General features: G+C 68.2%; 16 protein-coding genes. 6 read left to right on the top strand and 10 right to left on the bottom strand.

Annotation, left to right across the window (positions count from 1 at the left end; genetic code table 11):
- Positions 1 to 98 precede the first annotated feature (98 nt).
- Positions 99 to 2,933 (top strand): substrate-binding domain-containing protein, encoded by a 2,835-nt coding sequence (locus tag OG205_RS46360; protein WP_330274075.1) that lies wholly within the window; start codon positions 99 to 101, stop codon positions 2,931 to 2,933.
- Here the strand turns inward: OG205_RS46360 and OG205_RS46355 are convergent.
- Positions 2,921 to 3,310: a response regulator gene (locus OG205_RS46355; RefSeq protein WP_330274074.1), complete on the bottom strand. Its 390-nt coding sequence runs from the start codon at positions 3,308 to 3,310 to the stop codon at positions 2,921 to 2,923. The two genes, OG205_RS46360 and OG205_RS46355, sit on opposite strands and share 13 nt — an antisense overlap.
- Before the next feature lie 193 nt (positions 3,311 to 3,503).
- Between OG205_RS46355 and OG205_RS46350 the strand changes: the two genes are divergently transcribed.
- From OG205_RS46350 to OG205_RS46340, 3 genes are all read left to right on the top strand, one after another.
- Positions 3,504 to 4,130: a DUF4360 domain-containing protein gene (locus tag OG205_RS46350; RefSeq protein WP_330274073.1), complete on the top strand. Its 627-nt coding sequence runs from the start codon at positions 3,504 to 3,506 to the stop codon at positions 4,128 to 4,130.
- A gap of 79 nt (positions 4,131 to 4,209) precedes the next feature.
- A complete protein-coding gene (locus tag OG205_RS46345) occupies positions 4,210 to 4,839 on the top strand; it encodes a DUF4360 domain-containing protein (RefSeq protein WP_330274072.1) in 630 nt (209 codons plus the stop codon).
- Between the two features lie 143 nt (positions 4,840 to 4,982).
- Positions 4,983 to 6,239 carry a sensor histidine kinase gene (locus tag OG205_RS46340; protein WP_330274071.1) on the top strand — a complete coding sequence of 419 codons (1,257 nt, stop codon included), beginning with the start codon at positions 4,983 to 4,985 and terminating at the stop codon, positions 6,237 to 6,239.
- Here the strand turns inward: OG205_RS46340 and OG205_RS46335 are convergent.
- From OG205_RS46335 to OG205_RS46325, 3 genes are all read right to left on the bottom strand, one after another.
- Positions 6,229 to 7,326, bottom strand: coding sequence for a hypothetical protein (locus OG205_RS46335; protein ID WP_330274070.1), 1,098 nt, complete (start codon positions 7,324 to 7,326; stop codon positions 6,229 to 6,231). The two genes, OG205_RS46340 and OG205_RS46335, sit on opposite strands and share 11 nt — an antisense overlap.
- Before the next feature lie 78 nt (positions 7,327 to 7,404).
- A complete protein-coding gene (locus tag OG205_RS46330) occupies positions 7,405 to 9,015 on the bottom strand; it encodes a serine/threonine-protein kinase (RefSeq protein WP_330274069.1) in 1,611 nt (536 codons plus the stop codon).
- Positions 9,012 to 9,728, bottom strand: a complete 717-nt coding sequence (locus OG205_RS46325; RefSeq protein WP_330274068.1) for a hypothetical protein — start codon at positions 9,726 to 9,728, stop codon at positions 9,012 to 9,014. The genes OG205_RS46330 and OG205_RS46325 overlap by 4 nt, the downstream gene beginning before the upstream one ends.
- A 109-nt stretch (positions 9,729 to 9,837) precedes the next feature.
- On the opposite strand from OG205_RS46325, the gene OG205_RS46320 reads away from it, so the two are divergent.
- Complete coding sequence (locus OG205_RS46320; RefSeq protein WP_330274067.1) at positions 9,838 to 10,725, top strand: hypothetical protein; 888 nt, start codon at positions 9,838 to 9,840, stop codon at positions 10,723 to 10,725.
- A 73-nt stretch (positions 10,726 to 10,798) separates the two neighbouring features.
- On the opposite strand, the gene OG205_RS46315 is transcribed toward OG205_RS46320, so the two are convergent.
- The 6 genes from OG205_RS46315 to OG205_RS46290 all read right to left on the bottom strand — a co-directional run bounded on the left by OG205_RS46315 (position 10,799) and on the right by OG205_RS46290 (position 14,873).
- Positions 10,799 to 11,143, bottom strand: a complete 345-nt coding sequence (locus OG205_RS46315) for an RNA polymerase-binding protein RbpA (RefSeq protein ID WP_319979187.1) — start codon at positions 11,141 to 11,143, stop codon at positions 10,799 to 10,801.
- 66 nt (positions 11,144 to 11,209) lie between these two features.
- Entirely contained in the window at positions 11,210 to 11,452 is a 243-nt protein-coding gene (gene secG, locus OG205_RS46310; protein ID WP_319979186.1) for a preprotein translocase subunit SecG, read from the bottom strand.
- A gap of 95 nt (positions 11,453 to 11,547) precedes the next feature.
- Positions 11,548 to 12,336, bottom strand: coding sequence for a triose-phosphate isomerase (gene tpiA / locus OG205_RS46305; protein WP_330274066.1), 789 nt, complete (start codon positions 12,334 to 12,336; stop codon positions 11,548 to 11,550).
- Positions 12,336 to 13,529, bottom strand: coding sequence for a phosphoglycerate kinase (locus OG205_RS46300; protein WP_330274065.1), 1,194 nt, complete (start codon positions 13,527 to 13,529; stop codon positions 12,336 to 12,338). The genes tpiA and OG205_RS46300 overlap by 1 nt, the downstream gene beginning before the upstream one ends.
- Before the next feature lie 17 nt (positions 13,530 to 13,546).
- Positions 13,547 to 14,551: a type I glyceraldehyde-3-phosphate dehydrogenase gene (gene gap / locus OG205_RS46295; RefSeq protein WP_330274064.1), complete on the bottom strand. Its 1,005-nt coding sequence runs from the start codon at positions 14,549 to 14,551 to the stop codon at positions 13,547 to 13,549.
- 115 nt (positions 14,552 to 14,666) lie between these two features.
- Positions 14,667 to 14,873 carry a hypothetical protein gene (locus OG205_RS46290; protein WP_330274063.1) on the bottom strand — a complete coding sequence of 69 codons (207 nt, stop codon included), beginning with the start codon at positions 14,871 to 14,873 and terminating at the stop codon, positions 14,667 to 14,669.
- A 90-nt stretch (positions 14,874 to 14,963) separates the two neighbouring features.
- Between OG205_RS46290 and OG205_RS46285 the strand changes: the two genes are divergently transcribed.
- The gene (locus tag OG205_RS46285) at positions 14,964 to 17,312 is read left to right on the top strand and encodes an ATP-binding protein (protein ID WP_330274062.1); all 2,349 of its coding nucleotides are present in this window, start codon (positions 14,964 to 14,966) and stop codon (positions 17,310 to 17,312) included.
- Positions 17,313 to 17,319 lie beyond the last annotated feature (7 nt).

Here is a 17,319-nt window from a genome sequence, read left to right as displayed (position 1 = left end):
GCAGGCATTCCCCCCGACAACGCGTATCATCCCCAATCGCGTTGAGTAGCGGGGGTTTTGTGGCAAACGGCAGTGCGAAGCGACGTCCCACCATCGGGATGATCACCGCTGGCCCGCTCATCGAGCTCGCGGGCGAGCAGTGGCGTGGTGTCAGCGACGGAGCTCAGCGCCTCGGGTGCGACCTCGTGTGTTTCGTGGGCAGTGAACTGGACCATCCGGACCCGCTCAAGCGTCGCGCGAACACGGTCTACGACCTCATCTCGCCGAACCGCATCGATGCGCTCGTGGTGTGGACTACGCGCGTGGGGCAGCTCATCGGGTCCGAGGGCATGCAGGAGTACGTGAAGCGGTACGCGCCCATGCCCATCGTGAGCGTCGAAACAAGCCTTGCCCAGTGGCCAACGATTCTGATGAACAACCGCGACGGCATGAAGCAGGCCGTCGACCACCTCATCGAGGTGCACGGCAAGCGCAGGATCGCGTTCGTCCGGGGGCCGCAAACGCATGCGGGCGCCCGGGAGCGGTTCCTCGGCTACGCGGATTCGTTGCGCAACCACGGGATCCCGTTCGATCCAGCGCTCGTCACGATGCCCGGCTCGTTCATCTGGGAACCGAGCGGCGCGACACAGGCCGTGCGCAGGATGCTCGCGCGCATCAAGGAACCGCCGGACGCCATCGCCGCCGCGAACGACGACTACGCGATCGGGGTCGTGTCCGCGCTGGAGGAACTGGGCTACCGCACGCCGGAGGACGTCGCCGTCGTCGGGTACGGCAACCACACGAACGTTCGCACGCACGACGCGGCGCCCACGTTCACCACCGTCAGGGCGCCGTTCCTCGAAATGGGCTTCCGGGCGGCCGAACTCGCGGTGGCGCTGGTGCAGGGCCGGCCGACGCGCGAGCACCAGACCCTGCCGACCGAGCTGATCGTGCGCCGGTCGTGCGGCTGCCTGCCGTCCGGGCTCGGCGACCACGCCCCCGCGCACGACCGGCTCAGCATCAACGAGTCCGCGACCGCCTCCACGGTGGCCGACCACCTGCGCGACTCGCTCGGGAAACCCTCCTCGAACCTGCCGGACGGGTGGGCCGAGCAGCTGGTCGTCGAGCTGATGGCGGCGGGCCGCGGTGAGGTCGAGGGCGCGGAGTTCCTCAAGCTGCTGGCCGAGTACATCCGCTGGAGTGCGCGCGCCGGGTGCGAACCGGCGAAGTGGTGGCCGCCGCTGTTCGACCTGCATCGGTTCGTGACGGCACGGATTAGCGACGCGACGATCATCAACGACCTGTGGTTGCGCGTGCAGCTGCTTCTCGGTGATGCGTTCGCCACGGACGCACGCTTCAAGTACCTGTCGCACGAGCGTCACGACCAGACGGTGCGTGAAGCGGGACAACGGCTCATCGCGTCACGGGACGTGGACGAGCTGACGACCGCTCTCGCCGAGGAACTCCCCCGCCTCGCCATCCCCGGCTGCCACGTCATGGCGTACGACACGCCAGGCACGGCGCGCGCGCTCGTCCGGTACGAGAACGCCGAACTCAAGGCCCCGCCGGACACCCCGTTCCCCACCATCAACCTCACGCCGTACCCGTTCAAGCGCAACGTGCCGTTCAGCGCGCTGATCGCCCCGCTCTACACCGACGAGGACCACCTCGGGTACGTGATCTTCGAGGAGGGCCCGGAGCCCGGCTGGATCTACGAGGCCGTGCAGCAGCAGCTCAGCAGCGCGTTGCGGAGCATCAGGCTGATGCAGGAGCTGAAGGACGCGCGCGCACGGCTGGAGGAACGCGTCGGCGAGACCGAAGCGCAACTCAGGCACGCGCAGAAGATGGAGGCCATCGGACGGTTGACCGGTGGCATCGCGCACGACTTCAACAACATCCTCACGGTCGTGAACGGCAACAGCGAGATGCTGCTGCGACGCACCCTTCCGGACGATCCGAGGCGCACGGCGATCGAGGACATCAGGCACGCGGGCGAACGGGCCGCGAACCTGACCAGGCAGCTGCTCGCGTTCACCCGCCAGCAGGTCCTGCACCCGGAGTCCCTGGACCTCAAGCACAACCTCACCAAGGTCCACTCGATGTTGCGCACGCTCGTCGGCGACCACATCGAACTGGAGATGGACCTGCCGGAGGACGTCGCGCAGGTGTGGGCGGACGCCGGCCAGGTCGAGCAGATCCTGTTCAACCTCGCGGTCAACTCCCGCGACGCGATGCCCGGCGGCGGCACGCTCCGGATCTCGATCGCGGACAGGGCCCTCGGCGGCGACGACACCGGCCGGATCGTCGGCGTGCGGCCGGGCGAGTACGTCGTGATGCGCGTCCAGGACACCGGCGCGGGCATGGCGCCGGACGTGCAGGCGCAGGTGTTCGAGCCGTACTTCACCACCAAACCGGTCGGCAAGGGCACCGGCCTCGGCCTGTCCACGGTGTTCGGCATCGTGCAGCAGTCCGGCGGGCAGATCGAACTGATCAGCGCACTGGGCGAGGGCACGACCGTAGAGGTCTATCTGCCCGTGCCGCACGAACGCGACGGCACGCCCGAAGCGCCATGCGCGCGTCGCACCACCACGCACCGAGGCATCGGCACGGTGCTGCTCGTGGAGGACGACGCGCAGGTGCGGGTCATGACCCGGCGCTCGCTGGAGTCCGCGGGTTACGCGGTGATCGAGGCGGGCGACGGCCAGGAGGCGCTGCAACTCGCCACGGCGCACCGCAGCACCATCGAGCTCGTGCTCACCGACGTCGTGATGCCGAAGATGGGCGGCCCCGAGCTCGTCCGGCTGCTGCGCTCGACCGGCGCGGCGCCGGCCGTGATCTACATGTCCGGGTACACGACCGACGAGGTCCTCAACGACGAGGTGCTGATCACCAAGCCGTACGTGGAGTCGGACCTGCTCGAACGCGTGCGGCAGGTACTCACTCAGGACGCCTGAGCGCGCCGGGCGACAGCGAGACGGACCGTCTCGTCCAGCGCCTCGATCCGGAACGGCTTCTGCAGGTACCCGGCGACGTCGTGCCCCGCGAACCGCCGCTCGAGCGACGCGCGGTCGTAGCCGCTGGTCAGCACCACCGGCACGGCGAGGCCCTCGCGTTCGACCTGCGCCAGCACCTCTTCGCCGGACAGGCCCGGCATGCTGTGGTCGAGCAGCATCGCGCTGATCTCGGCGGACCGTTCGCGCAGGATCGCGATCGCCTCGATGCCGTCGCTGGCCTGCAGAACTTTGAAGCCCAGCTCCTCGAGCAGGCTCACGGTGTACCTACGCACGGGGTCCTCGTCCTCGACCACGAGCACCAGCCCAGCCAGCGACATGCGGGCAAGTATGCCGGAAACTATTCGTGCCTTCAGCACCAGGTGTCCGGCTATTTTTGGTAATTCTTCACGAACTGCTCCATCAGTGTGACCTGGGCCATTTGGATCACACCATTGGTTGAGGGTCTGCGCTAACCTTCGCGCACCGCTGCCGCTCCACGCTGAGAAAGAGGCACCAGGAAAGGCCAACTTCATGCGTAAAGCGACGGCAGCAGCCGCTCTGGCCGCGCTGTTCACATTGTCGTCAGCACCCGCACACGCCGCGACGATTCCTTCGGAGCGCGTGACGATCGACGTGGTGACGGTGAACGGTTCCGGGTGCAAGCAGGGCAGCGCCGAAGTGATCGTCTCACCGGACAACACCTCGTTCTGGGTGATCTACAGCGACTACCTGGCCCAGGCGGGCAAGGGTGCCGGTGCGACCGAGTTCCGCAAGAACTGCCAGCTCACGCTGCAGATCAACGTCCCGCAGGGCTTCACGTACGGCATCGCGGAAGCAACCTACGGCGGCTACGGATACCTCAAACCCGGCGCGACCGGGTACCAGTCGGTGAATTACTACTTCCAGGGTCAATCGGCCACCACCACGTGGAAGCACTCGTTCACGGGGCCGTTCGACGACAACTGGTCGATCACCCACAAGACCGAGTTCTCGGAGATCGTCTGGTCGCCGTGCGGCGAGCAGAAGAATCTCAACGTCAACAGCACTCTGCGTGTCGACAAAGGTAGCTCGGACGCCAATACAAACAGTTTCATGACGATGGACTACCAGCGCGGAGAAGTGCGCACGTTGCACCACTTCTCGTGGAAGCGCTGCTGATTTTCTGACAAAGGCCGCCGCCACCGAAGTTCCAACCGCCGCCACCCTCCCTGCGAGACGCGTTTGGAAAGGTGCCCTCATGCTCAACGCGGTTGCCGCTGCCCTGCTGGCCTCGACCATCATCATCCCGCCCGGCTCGCCCAACGAGACGCCGCCGCCCGACCACATCACCATCGACGTCGTCACGGTCAACGGCTCCGGCTGCCCGGCGGGCACCGCGGCCGTCGCGGTGTCCGAGGACAACAAGGCCTTCACGGTCACCTACAGCGACTACCTGGCCCAGATCGGCGTCGGCGCGCGACCGACCGACTTCCGCAAGAACTGCCAGCTCAACCTGCGGGTCAACGTCCCGCAGGGCTTCACCTACGGCATCGCCCAGGCCGACTACAGAGGTTTCGCGCACCTGGAAAGAGGCGCGTACGCCATCCAGAAGGCCAACTACTACTTCCAGGGCATGTCGCAGAACGACTCGGCACAGCACCGGTACAACGGCCCGCACAGCGACGACTGGCAGGCGACCGACGAGACCGAGGTCGCCGCGATCGTCTACTCGCCGTGCGGTGAGAAGCGGAACTTCAACATCAACACCGAGCTCCGCGTCTACCCCGGCTCGTCCAACACGGCCACGACGACGAGCTTCGTGTCGATGGACTCCACGGACGGTGCGATCGACACGACCTACCAGTTCAGCTGGAAAACCTGCCTCTGATAGCCCCTCAGTAGTGCTGTGACTACCGCACGCGTCCGCACGGACGTGTGCGGTAGCACATATGTGAGCAGAGCGGCGTACAGATTCGCGTGTGCGGACGTCTTACCCCCATGACGGGGCAGGTCGGGGTAAAGGGGCAGCCAATGCCATCCGCCGCATACGCGCAGTACGGTGAGGATCGCAAGGCTCACAGGGGAGGTCGGATCCTGACCACGACGCTGCTCCCGGCCAGACGGTCGAGGGAGACCGCGGCCGGCTCGCGCTGGCCGCTCAGTGGTGACTACCGGCAGGTGCTCGCGGACCTGGCGTTGATCTTCTTCGCCGTGCTCGACGTCTGGCTGTACGGGCTGTGGCTCGAAGCCGACCCGATCACGGACCTCCCGCCGGTCGAGAACTACCAGCTGTGGCTCAACTGGCTCGCGGTCGGCGCGCTGGTCCTGCGGCGGCGCTTCCCGTTCCTCACGCTCGTGCTGACCATCCCCGGCTTCTTCGTCGGCTGGTCACAGCTCGCCGCGATGATCGCCCTGTACACGGTCGCCCGCCGCTACCTCGGCGGCTGGCAGACGGGCCTCGCGGCCGCGCTGGTGTGGCTGTGCCGGTTCGTCGCCTGGCCGTTCGAGGAGCTGATCGAGCGACCGGCCTCCGGGCACTTCCACTCGGCGATCTACGGCTTCCTGGTGTCGGGCCTGCCGATCGCGATCGGCCTGCTGGTGCACGCGCGCCAGGAGCTGTCCGACCGCATCCGCGAACTGGCCGAGTCACGCGAGAGAGAACGTGTGCTGCACGCGCACGCCATCCGTGCCGACGAACGGGCAAAGCTCGCCCGCGAGATGCACGACGTGGTGTCGCACCAGGTCAGCCTCATCGCCATGCAGGCCGGTGCGCTGCGCATGGCCGTGGTCGACGCCGAGCACAAGCAGGTCGCCGGCACCATTCGCACGCTGTCGACGCGCACGCTCGATGAACTCCGCACGCTCGTGTCCGTCCTACGCACCACGGACGACACGCAGCCGGGCCTCGACGGACTGACCGACCTGGCCGCCGACGCGGGCTTCGAGGTGGCCGTCCAGCTCAAGGGCCCGATCGAGGACCTCCCCGCACCGGTGTCCGGCGCCGTCTACCGGACCGTGCAGGAGGCCCTGACCAACATCCGCAAGCACGCGGTGGGCTCGAGCGCGACGGTGTTCATCGACGCCCAGTACGACGACAACGTGCTGGTCGAGGTGCGCAACACCGCCGCGTCCAGCCCGTCGTCGTCGCTGCCCAGCGGAGGTCACGGCCTGGTCGGCCTGCGCGAACGCGCCACGTTGCTCGGCGGCGAGTTCTCGGCGGGACCGACCGAGGACGGCGGCTTCCTGGTGACGGCGTCGTTCCCGAGGGAACGCGTCATCACCGATTGAAGCTCTGGAACGCGTGGAACGACTTCTTGGGCTCCAGGCGGTAGGGCGAGTTGTCGTCGTCGAACCGCTCACGCATCGTGCGCAGCAAGCTGTACGAGGCCATGTCGTAGTCGCGATCGCGGCACGTCGGGTTGTGCGGCGAGTCCGGCGTGATGACCGAGTACAGGTGTGAGCCCTCGACATCGGGCTGTGCGCCGAACACGCGCAGCATGCGGGCGATGTGGTCGGCCTGCTCGCGTTCGTCCCGCTCGTAGCCGGGCTTGATCACGGGCGGGGTGGCCTCGTAGTCCACGATGTCCCAGCCCATCCCGCCGGCCGCCGCGGCGCCCGTGAACGTGCAGCAGCCGTACTCGAGGATCATCAACGGCTTGCCCCAGCGGCGATATCTGTCCAGGTCAGTCGTGTACTCGGCGTCGGTCTCGAAGTGCGTGTAGTAGTCGAGGCCGACGAGGTCGAACAACGACCAGTCGTTCCAGTCGGCGTCCGCCCCCGCGGCCGCGCCGTAGGTGATCCGGCCCCGGAACTCCCTGCGCGCCACCTCGACGGCCTGCACGATGAACTCGCGGAAGCGCCGGATGACCGCGGGCCAGTCCGTGATCGACGGGATGTTCGCGAGCCGGTCCAGGAACGTGTCGCCGGGGATGATGCCCGGCGTGAACAGGAAGTGTTCGCAGCCGGTGACGAACGTGATGTTGTCGCCGCGCCGCTTCCGTTCGGCCGTGCGCGCGGCCTCGGCCATGTGCTCCAGGATCTGCTCTTGCGGGTGGTCGTAGAGCCTCGGCTGCACGAAGACCTGCATGCCGTGGCGCAACGCCGCGTCCGTCGTCTCGGCGAGGCGGCCGAGGTCGGTGCCGAACGCCGTGATCGACGGGCAGCGCAGTTCGCCGGCGAGGAGGCGGATCTCCCGTTCCAGCTGCTGACGGCTCCAGCGCACGCGGCTCAACGGCTCCCCCGCCGCGTGCAGCACGCCGGTGTCGTAGCAGACGCCGCCGCGCTTCTTCGGTGCCGCCGACGCCGTGCCGCCCCCGACGCTCGCCAGCGCGGCGGCACCGGCGACGGACTTCAGGAACACCTTTCGACTGATCATCGCTCCCCCTGACTGGTCGTTCTCTCAGAAGCACTGCTTCTGAGAGAACGCCCGTCAGGGGCGAACTGTCGCGTTCAATCAGGCGGGTTTGGAAGCGAGTGACGCACTCAGAGCCGCCGCCGCGCCGAGCACACCGCACGTGAGCGCGATCGGCATCGTCGGCTCGTGCTCCAGCAGCACGGACACGAGCAGCCACACGGACAGGCCGAGCCCGAGGCCGAGCGGCACGGACGCGATCACCGCCGCCACCCCGGTCTGCCGCCGACGCAACGCCCGCAGGTTCGACTCCAGGTACGCGAACGTGAAGAGCAGCAACAACGCCGAGCCGGTGCCCATCAGGCTCAGCCACGGCGTCTGGCTGGACTTCAGCAGGAACGGCGGCTGGTCGTCGACCTGAGCCGTCACGACTCCGCCGATGATCCACCGCGCCACGCCCGGCAGCACGAAGCCTTCCGGCGTGCGCTCGGGCACGTCCGCGAGCGGAATCCCGGCCGCCGTCACGACGAGACGCGTGCCCTCGACCTTCACGGGATTGGCGAGGTCCAGCTCGATGGTCGTGGAGGGCGGGGTGCCGGTCGCCACGAACGGCACGACGGCCATCGCGATCAACGCGAGGGCGGCCACCAGCCACAACGCCCACGGCTTCGACGGCGGCCTGATCACCTGCGAGGCCGGCACCAGCGTGCTGCTGCCGCTCAGCCGTGCGGCGGGGATCGGGTCGACCAGCGTGGCCCGGATCCGCTGTCCCGTGAGCGTGACGGTCTCGCGTTCGGGCACGGGCCGCAGCGACGGTCGCGTGGAAGACGACGACACCTGCGGTGCGAGGTGCACGGGCATGCCCAGACGCACGAGCCAGTCCGGGCCGAACAGGTGGCCCGCCGCGCCCGCCAGGTCGATCGCGAACGTCTCGGCGTTGCGGTAGCGCGCGTCCGGCTCCCGCGCGATGCTGCGCATCACCACGCCCGCAAGGGGTTCCGGCACCTTCGGCACCGGCCTCGGCTCCTGGAACACCCGCTTCTGGATCATCGCGATCGGGCCGCCGCCGCGTTCGAACGGCAGGTCGCCGCACAGCAGTTCGTAGAGCATCGTGCCGGTCGCGTAGACGTCGGCCGCGGGCGACAGCGCGTTGCCCATCGCCTGCTCCGGCGCGATGTACGCGGGCGTGCCGAGCACCGCGCCACCGTGCGTCACGAGCGTCGCGCCCTCCGACACCACCTGGGAGATGCCGAAGTCCGCCACCTTCACCACGCCGTTCGAGGTGAAGAGCAGGTTCTTGGGCTTCACGTCGAGGTGCAGCACCCCGGCCTCGTGCGCCGCGTGCAGACCGGACAGCGCCGCCAGCACGATCCCGCAGGACTGCTGCGCGGTCAGGCCGTCGCCGGAGAACCGCGACCAGACCGTGCCGCCGTCGAGCCGTTCCATCACCAGCAGGTGCTCGCCCTGCTGCCGGACGTAGTCGTAGACGGGCACGATGTGCGGGTGGTCGAGGCGGGCCAGCAGCCGCGCCTCGTGCTCGAAGCGCTCGCTCATCCGCGGGTCTTCCGCCACCGCGTGCGGCAGCCGTTTGATCGCCACGGGACGCCCCAGCTGACGGTGCACACCGCCGTAGACGACACCCATGCCGCCCTCGCCGATCTGCTCACCGACGGCGTACTGCGGCAGCGCGGCGACCACACTGGACTGAATCACCGTTGAATCCTCACGGTATCCACATCGGACGGATGACGCCGCTCACCGGGGTGCGGCGTCAGGTAGCCGAGCACGAACGCGGCCGCGGCGGCGCCGACGACGAACGGGATCTCGGCCGTGGGCGACGGCGCCACCAGCCGCAGCACCGACAACGAGATCACCGCGACCAGCCCTGTCCCGATCCCGGCGGGCAGGAACCGCATGGCGCGCTGCCACCGGTTCGGAGGAAGCCGGCGGCGGGCCAGCGCGATCAACGCCCCCGCCCACGACAGCCCGGTCAGCACGAGCACGCCCAGACCGAACGCCCCGTAGACCGACCAGAGCGAGCCCTTGACGTCTCCGGTCGTCTCGACGGACGCGATGCTCTCCCGCCCGACGTCGATGACCTCAACTGTGACCGGAAGGAGACCAATCGCCTGCGAGCCGAGATCGGTGGGCTCCAGCGGGAACGAACGGGTCTCCGAGGACTTCGCCGGCACGTCGAACGGAACCGTTGTGTCGTAAGAGAAGAAGGTCAACGCCAGCGCGGTGCCACTGATTCGCACGGTCTTCACGCGCTGCACCGTGGTCGTGTTGTTGCGGACCGTGACCGAGACCTTGGCGGTCTGCGACGGGTCCAGAACGAGATTCCCTACTCCAACCGGCCTACCGTCCACATCGGCCTCGAGGATCACAGACCCGTCCTGTGCGAGGGCCGCCGAGGGAAGCAGCATAATTCCGCACCACAGCAGTAAACCTGCACCGGCCATGCGACGTCTCACTAGCGCACCTTAGGTTCTGATCCGGGGAGAGGGAATGCGGTCTTTAGGCTTACTCGTGGCCATGATGGCCGGTGTTACGGTGCTGGTCGCCACACCGGCTTCGGCCCAGCAGCCGCCGGCGCTCTCGCTGAGCCCGAACGTCGGCGCACCAGGATCGGGCTTCAAGGTCTCCTGGACCGGGATCTACTTCCCCCGGACTTGCGAGTTCCCTCAAGTGCGCGTCCTCTGGGACGGCAAGACAGTAGTGGGCAGCGGCTCCGGCAACAGCGGCGGCACGGGTTCCGGTTCGGCAACGGTTCCGGCGAACGCCACCGAGGGTGGCCATCGCGTCACCGTCCAGCCGACCTCGTGTCAGGCCAGCTCGGCGTCCAACACGTTCACGGTCCGCATCCCGCCGGTCACCACGACCAAGCCGCCGACCACGCAGCCGCCCGTCACCAATCCCCCGGTGACGAACCCGCCGGTCACCAACCCGCCCGTGACGCGCCCACCCGGCGTCACCACCACCACGACCCCCGGGACGACGACCACCACGACCACCCCGTCGTCGTCCTCGGAGACGCCGCCCTCGTCCACCGACGCGCTGACCAACCCCGACGACGGCGTGCTGATCCTGGACAAGGAGAACATCCAGCCCGGTGACGACCTGACCGCGACCGGCACGGGCTGTCCCAAGGGCGCGAACGTGACGCTGAAGTCGCTGGGCCAGGACGTCGGCAAGACGACCGCGGACGAGAACGGCACCTTCCGGTCGCCGGTGAAGTTCTCGAGCATCGAGCCCGGCCGCCACAAGGTGCGCGCGGAGTGCGGCATCGTGCTCGTGGGCAACGTGGACGTGACGCTGTCGAGTTCGTCCGGAGGCACGACCAGCACGCTCGTGGTGCTGTTGTTCTTCCTGCTCGTCGGTGCCGCGATGTTGCGCCGTCAGTTCTCGGGACTGCGGCGATAAGACAGAAACGCGAAAGGCCCCCTCTCCGCAGGATGAGGGGGCCTTTCGCGTATTTGGAAGATCCGAGCCGAACTTACGGCACTTCGCGCTGACGGCGCAGCTTGGCGAGAGCCTCTTCGAGGATCGCCTCACCGTCCGCGTCGGAGCGCCGCTCCTTCACGTACGCAAGGTGCGTCTTGTAGGGCTCGTTGCGCGGAGGCGCGGGTGGCGTCTGCTCGTCACGACCTGCCGGCAGGCCGCAGCGCGGGCAGTCCCAGTTCTCCGGCACATCCGCTTCGACCGCGAAGGAAGGCCGGGACTCGTGACCGTTCGCGCACCAGTACGACACCCGACGACGGGGCGCGGACTCGCCGCGTTCCGATTCGCCCATCGGGCCTGCGCCGACGCGGGTACCGCGAATCGCGTTACCACCGGACATCGACCGTTACACCCCCACCAAGTGGTTACTCCAAGCCCCTGAGGGCTTCTGCCGCTGAACGGTTGATCAGGCTGACGGAGGCAGCTTGATCAGGAGTCCGATGCCCACGATGGCGATGATCCAGATCGCACCGACGAACAGAGTCAGGCGATCGAGGTTCTTCTCGACAACGGAGGAACCGGACAGACTCGACTGCATACCGCCGCCGAACAGCGAAGAAAGGCCGCCACCACGGCCGCGGTGCAAGAGCACGAGCAGCACCAGGAGCACGCTGGAGACGATCAACAGGATCTGCAGGAACAGGATCATTTCTTCCTCGCTGTCAGGCAGCCGACGCCATAGAGTACCTGTTCGACTGCCGAACGTGTGCAACCAGTGGGGTTATGGGTTTGGTCCAGATCAACTTAGGGTAGAGGCCCGCCGGCAGCCAATGCGCACAGCTTGGTGAATTCGTCGGCCTGAAGGCTGGCACCGCCGACGAGAGCCCCGTCGATGTCCTTCTGCCCGATCAGGTCGCCGATGTTCGACGACTTGACCGAACCGCCGTAGAGCACCCGGACGACGGCCGCGGTCTCCTCGCCGTACTTCTCCGCGACGAACGAGCGGACCAGCGAGCACACCTCCTGCGCGTCGGCGGAGGAGGCGGTGCGACCGGTGCCGATGGCCCAGACGGGCTCGTAGGCGAACACGATCTTGGCGACCTGCTCGGCCGTGAAGCCCTTGAGGCCGTCCTCCAGCTGCCGGCGCACCAGTTCCAGGTGACCCTTGGCCTCGCGGACGTCGAGCTTCTCGCCGAAGCAGAAGATCGGGGTGACCTCGACCTTCAGCGCGGCCTTGACCTTGGCGTTGACGATGGCGTCCGTCTCGCCGTGGTACTCGCGCCGCTCGGAGTGCCCGACGACCACGTAGTGGCAGCCGAGCTTCTTGATCATCAGGCCGGAGATCTCACCGGTGTAGGCACCGGAGTCGTGCTGCGAGATGTCCTGCGCGCCGTACTTGATCAGCAGCTTGTCGCCGTCGACCAGCGTCTGGATGCTGCGGATGTCGACGAACGGGGGAAGAACGGCCACCTCGACCTTGGCGAAGTACTTCTCCGGGAGGGAGAAGGCGATCTTCTGCACGAGACCGATCGCCTCGAGGTGGTTGAGGTTCATCTTCCAGTTGCCCGCGATGAGCGGGAGCCGGGCTGCCATCAGGACTCCAAAACGCTGATGCCGGGGAGTTCCTTGCCCTCAAGGAACTCCAGGGACGCGCCACCACCGGTGGAGATGTGCGAGAAGCCGTCTTCCGGCAGACCCAGCGCACGCACCGCGGCAGCGGAGTCGCCGCCGCCGACGACGGTGAACGCCTCGGACTTGACCAGGGCCTCCGCGACGGCACGCGTGCCACCGGCGTAGGTGTCGATCTCGAAGACGCCCATGGGGCCGTTCCAGAACACGGTCTTGGCGTCGGCGAGCTTCGACGCGAACAGCTCGCGCGACTTCGGGCCGATGTCGAGGCCCATCTTGTCGGCGGGGATCGAGTCGGTGCCGACGACGTCGTGCTCGACGTTGCCGAACTCGGCCGTGACCAGCACATCGACCGGCAGCACGAGCTCGACGCCGCGCTTCTCTGCCTCGGCGAGGAAGCCCTTGACCTGGTCGAGCTGGTCTTCCTGCAGCAGCGACGTGCCGACCTCGTGGCCCTGGGCCTTGAGGAACGTGTACGCCATGCCGCCGCCGACGAGCAGCCGGTCGACCTTGGCCAGCAGGTTCGCGATGACGCCGAGCTTGTCGGACACCTTCGCGCCGCCGAGCACCACGACGTACGGGCGCTCCAGGTCGTCGGTGAGCTTCTTGAGCACCTTGAGCTCGGCCTCGACGAGACCGCCGACGTACGCGGGGAGCTTCTGCGCCACGTCGTAGACCGAGGCCTGCTTGCGGTGCACGACACCGAAGCCGTCGGACACGAACGCGTCCGCGAACGCCGCGAGCTCGTCCGCAAGTGCCGCGCGCTCCGCGTCGTCCTTCGAGGTCTCACGGGCGTCGAAGCGGACGTTCTCCAGCATCACGACGCCACCGTCGGTGAGCGCGCCGACCACGGACGTGGCGGACGGGCCGACCAGGTCGCTCGCGAGCGCGACCTCGGTGCCGAGCAGCTCACCGAGGCGAGCGGCGGCCGGGGCCAGGGAGAACTTGGGGTCCGGCTCGCCCTTGGGGCGGCCGAGGTGAGCGGTGACGATCACGCGGGCACCCGCGTCGGCGAGTGCCTTGATCGTCGGAACCGACGCGCGCACACGGCCGTCGTCGGTGATCTTGTCGCCATCGAGGGGGACGTTCAGGTCGGCGCGCACCAGGACGCGCCGACCTGCGACACCCTCGGCGAGCAGGTCGCTGAGAGTCTTCACTGACTGTTGGCCCCTGCTCAGATCTTGGCGGCGACGAGCTTGACCAGGTCCGCGAGGCGGTTGGAGTAGCCCCACTCGTTGTCGTACCAGCCGACGACCTTGACCTGGTTGCCGATGACCTTGGTCAGCGGCGCGTCGTAGATGCACGAGTGCGGGTCGGTGACGATGTCGGCCGACACGATCGGGTCCGTCGAGTACTTGAGGATGCCGGCCAGCGGGCCCTCGGCGGCGGCCTTGTACGCGGCGTTGACCTCTTCGACGGTGACCTCGCGCTTGAGCGTGACGGTCAGGTCGGTGGCCGAACCCGTGGGGATCGGCACGCGCAGCGCGTAGCCGTCGAGCTTGCCCTTGAGCTCCGGCAGCACCAGGCCGATGGCCTTCGCGGCGCCAGTGGAGGTCGGGACGATGTTCAACGCGGCGGCGCGGGCACGGCGGAGGTCGCTGTGCGGCGCGTCCTGCAGGTTCTGGTCCTGCGTGTACGCGTGGATCGTGGTCATGAGGCCCTGCTCGACGCCGAAGCTGTCGTTGAGGACCTTGGCCAGCGGCGCGAGGCAGTTGGTGGTGCAGGACGCGTTCGAGATGATCGTCTGCGAACCGTCGAACTTCTCCTCGTTCGCGCCGATGACGACGGTGAGGTCCTCGTTCTTGGCCGGCGCGGAGATGATGACCTTCTTGGCGCCACCCTCGTCCACGTGCGCGCGGGCCTTGGTGGCGTCGGTGAAGAAGCCGGTCGACTCGACCACGACGTCGACGCCGAGGTCCTTCCAGGGCAGAGCGCCCGGGTTGCGCTCGGCGAGGGCCTTGATGACCTTGCCGTCAACGGAGATGCCCTCGGCGGTGACCTGCACGTCGGCGTCCAGACGACCGAGGATGCTGTCGTACTTCAGCAGGTGCGCCATCGTGGCGACGTCACCGAGGTCGTTGAACGCGACGATCTCGATGTCGTGGCCGCCGGCCCTCACGGCGCGGAAGAAGTTGCGCCCGATGCGACCGAAACCGTTGACACCTACACGAACCGTCACGACTGACTCCTTGCGTTCAGCTTGGTAGGAACAAGCCCACCCTATCTGCCGAACTGCGTCCCTGGTCACAGGGATAGTGAGTATCTCTTGATCGAGCCAGAAAAACCTGTCCTGATTAGGCCGTTCGGCGGCGCAGGGCGCGGAGCATCCAGAGGTACGCGCTCAGTTCCTCTGCCGCCTCCGCGGCGCTCCGGCAAGCCTCCGGACCGGTCTCCTTCGCGTCTCTTCCGACCACGGCGGCGATGCGTTCGAGCCACTCGTCCACGACGAGGCGGTCCTGCGGCGGCACGAGCGGGTTCGATGGTCTGGCCTGCGCTGTCATGCAGGGATCCTGTCGACCTTCGGAAGGACCCTTCAATACCCCGAAACAGCGGGTGTTACGGACCGTTACGCGCCGGTACCGTCAACGGTCATGACGGCCAATGCCGCCTGCGTGACATGTGGAAACCCGCTCTCCGAAGCGGTCGCGGGCCGACGCTACTGCTCCAACGCCTGCCGTCAACGCGCGTACCGCGAACGCAGCTCGGCACGCGACGACTCCCCGCATGACACTTCGCTCCCGGCGCCGCTCGACACCTTCGTCGGCCGCCGCGAGGAACTGGCCGCGCTGGCGCGCACCGAGACGAGACGTCTCGTCTCGCTGGTCGGCCCGGCCGGCGCGGGCAAGACCAGGCTGGCCGTCCAGCACGTGAGCAAACGCGCTGATCAGACGTGGTGGGCGGCGCTGGCGCCCGCGTCCGGCGCCACCCAGGCGATCTACCACGCGGTCGGCGCGCACCCGTTGCCGAACAGGTCGGTGCGCGACGCCGTGATCACCGAGATCGAGCAGCACCGGCGGCCGTTGCTGGTGCTCGACAACTGCGAGCACCTGCTGCTCGACGTCGGCGACGTCGTGACGGAGCTCCTGGCCTCCTGCCCCCGGCTGCGCGTGCTGGTGACGTCTCGGGAGCCTCTTCGTCTTGCGGGGGAACAGGTCTTCGCGGTCGGCGAGCTGGAGCTGCCGCCCGCGGACGCCGGCCTCGCCGAAGCTCTGCGTCACGACGCCGTGGTGCTCTTCCGCGACCGTGCCGTCTCGGTGGACCGCTCGTTCGAGGTGGACGCGTCGAACGTCGCCGACGTGGTCGCCGTGTGCCGCTCCTTGGACGGCATGCCCCTGGCCATCGAACTGGCCGCGCGACGCATCACCGTGCTGTCCCCCGCCGACATCCTTGCCCGTCTGGGCGACCGCCTCGCGTTGCTGACGGGTGGGCCGCGTGCCGCCGAAGACCGCCACCGCACGCTGCGGGCCGCGATCGGCTGGAGCTACGACCTGCTGTCCGAGGAGGAGCAGGCCGCCTCGCGCCGGCTCGCGGTGCTGGGTGTGCCGTTCGACCTCGGGGTGGCGAGCGCGGTCTGCGGTGTTCCCGACGCCCTGGAGCTGCTGACCGGCCTCGAACAGAAGTCGCTGCTGGTGGTCGACCGGGTCGATGGCCACACGACGTTCCGTCAGCTCGAATCGGTGCGCCTCTACTGCCATGAGCGCGCTATCGCGCACGGAGATGTCTCTCTTGTGGCCGACCGTGTGGTCGAGTGGGTGCGCTCGGTCGTGGAGCCGGAGATCTCGTCGTTCTTCCCGTCGCCGCCCGTCGTGCTGCGCCTGGACCGCAATGTGGGTCTGCTCGAACTGGCAGTGGCCAGGACCGCGGACACCGGCGACTGGCCGCGGCACGCCCTCACGATCGTCGCCACGGCCTGGACCTCGACCCCGCGCGGACCGCGCGGCGCCCCCACCGAACTGCTGCACCAGGCACTGACCCGGCCGATGCCGCAGGCGTACCGCAGCGCTCTCACCGTGCTGGCCGCGATGCACCACCGGGTGCGCGGCGGCTGGCACGTGACCCGCCGGTTCGCCGAGGAGTCCCTGGCCATCGAACGTGCCGACGCCTGCCGTCCCGGCACGACGGCCCGCGCGCTGGAGGTGCTCGCCTCCGCCGAGGCCCACATCGGCGATCCGGCGGTGGCCTGGCAGCTGTTCGACGAGGCCGCCGTGCTGCTGCGCGACTCGGACGACCAGCTCGCGCGCGCCATCCTGCTGAACTCCTACGGCTGGACGTTGCTGCAGCACGGCTTCGCGGACCGGGCGGCGCCGCTGGTGCGCGAGGCGTTGACGCTGACGCGGTTGATCGGACTGCCGCACATGCTGAACCCTGTGCTGCACAGCGCGGGCGCGATCGCGTTGGCGCGCAAGAGCTTTCCGGAGGCCGTCGACCTGTTCCGGGAAAGCCTGGAGGTGGGGTCCGAACACCCGATGGACCAGTTCTACGACCTGGAGGGGCTGGCGCTCGGGCTGGTCGGCGTGGGTTCCGACGACGAACGCGCGCTCTCGCTGCTGACGTCGGCGTCCGTCGTCCGCACCCGCTACGCGTTCCGCGCCGAGCCCTACTGGCAGGGCCTGCTGGACGACGCGCGGGCCGTCTGCCGCGACCGGATCACCGCCGCACGGCTGCGGGCAGCCGAGTCGACGGGCGAGCGGATGTCGTTGGCACAGGCCATTTCCTACGCCCTGACCGCGCAGCCGCTCACCGAGTCCGACGACGCGATCTCCGCGCGCGAACGGCACGTGGCGACGTTGGTGGCGGAGGGGCTGACGAACCGGCAGATCGGGCAACGGCTCGGAATCTCACCGCACACCGTTGCCCGACACGTCACGCACGCTCGTTCGAAACTCGGACTGCGCTCCCGTGCCCAACTAGCCGTGTGGGCCGGGCGTCACACCTCTTAGACCTCGG

The organism is Lentzea sp. NBC_00516, assembly GCF_036346835.1.
Classification (GTDB): Bacteria; Actinomycetota; Actinomycetes; order Mycobacteriales; family Pseudonocardiaceae; genus Lentzea; species Lentzea sokolovensis.
Note: the sequence above shows the minus strand (reverse complement) of the source record. Positions and strands in the feature narration are given on the sequence as shown.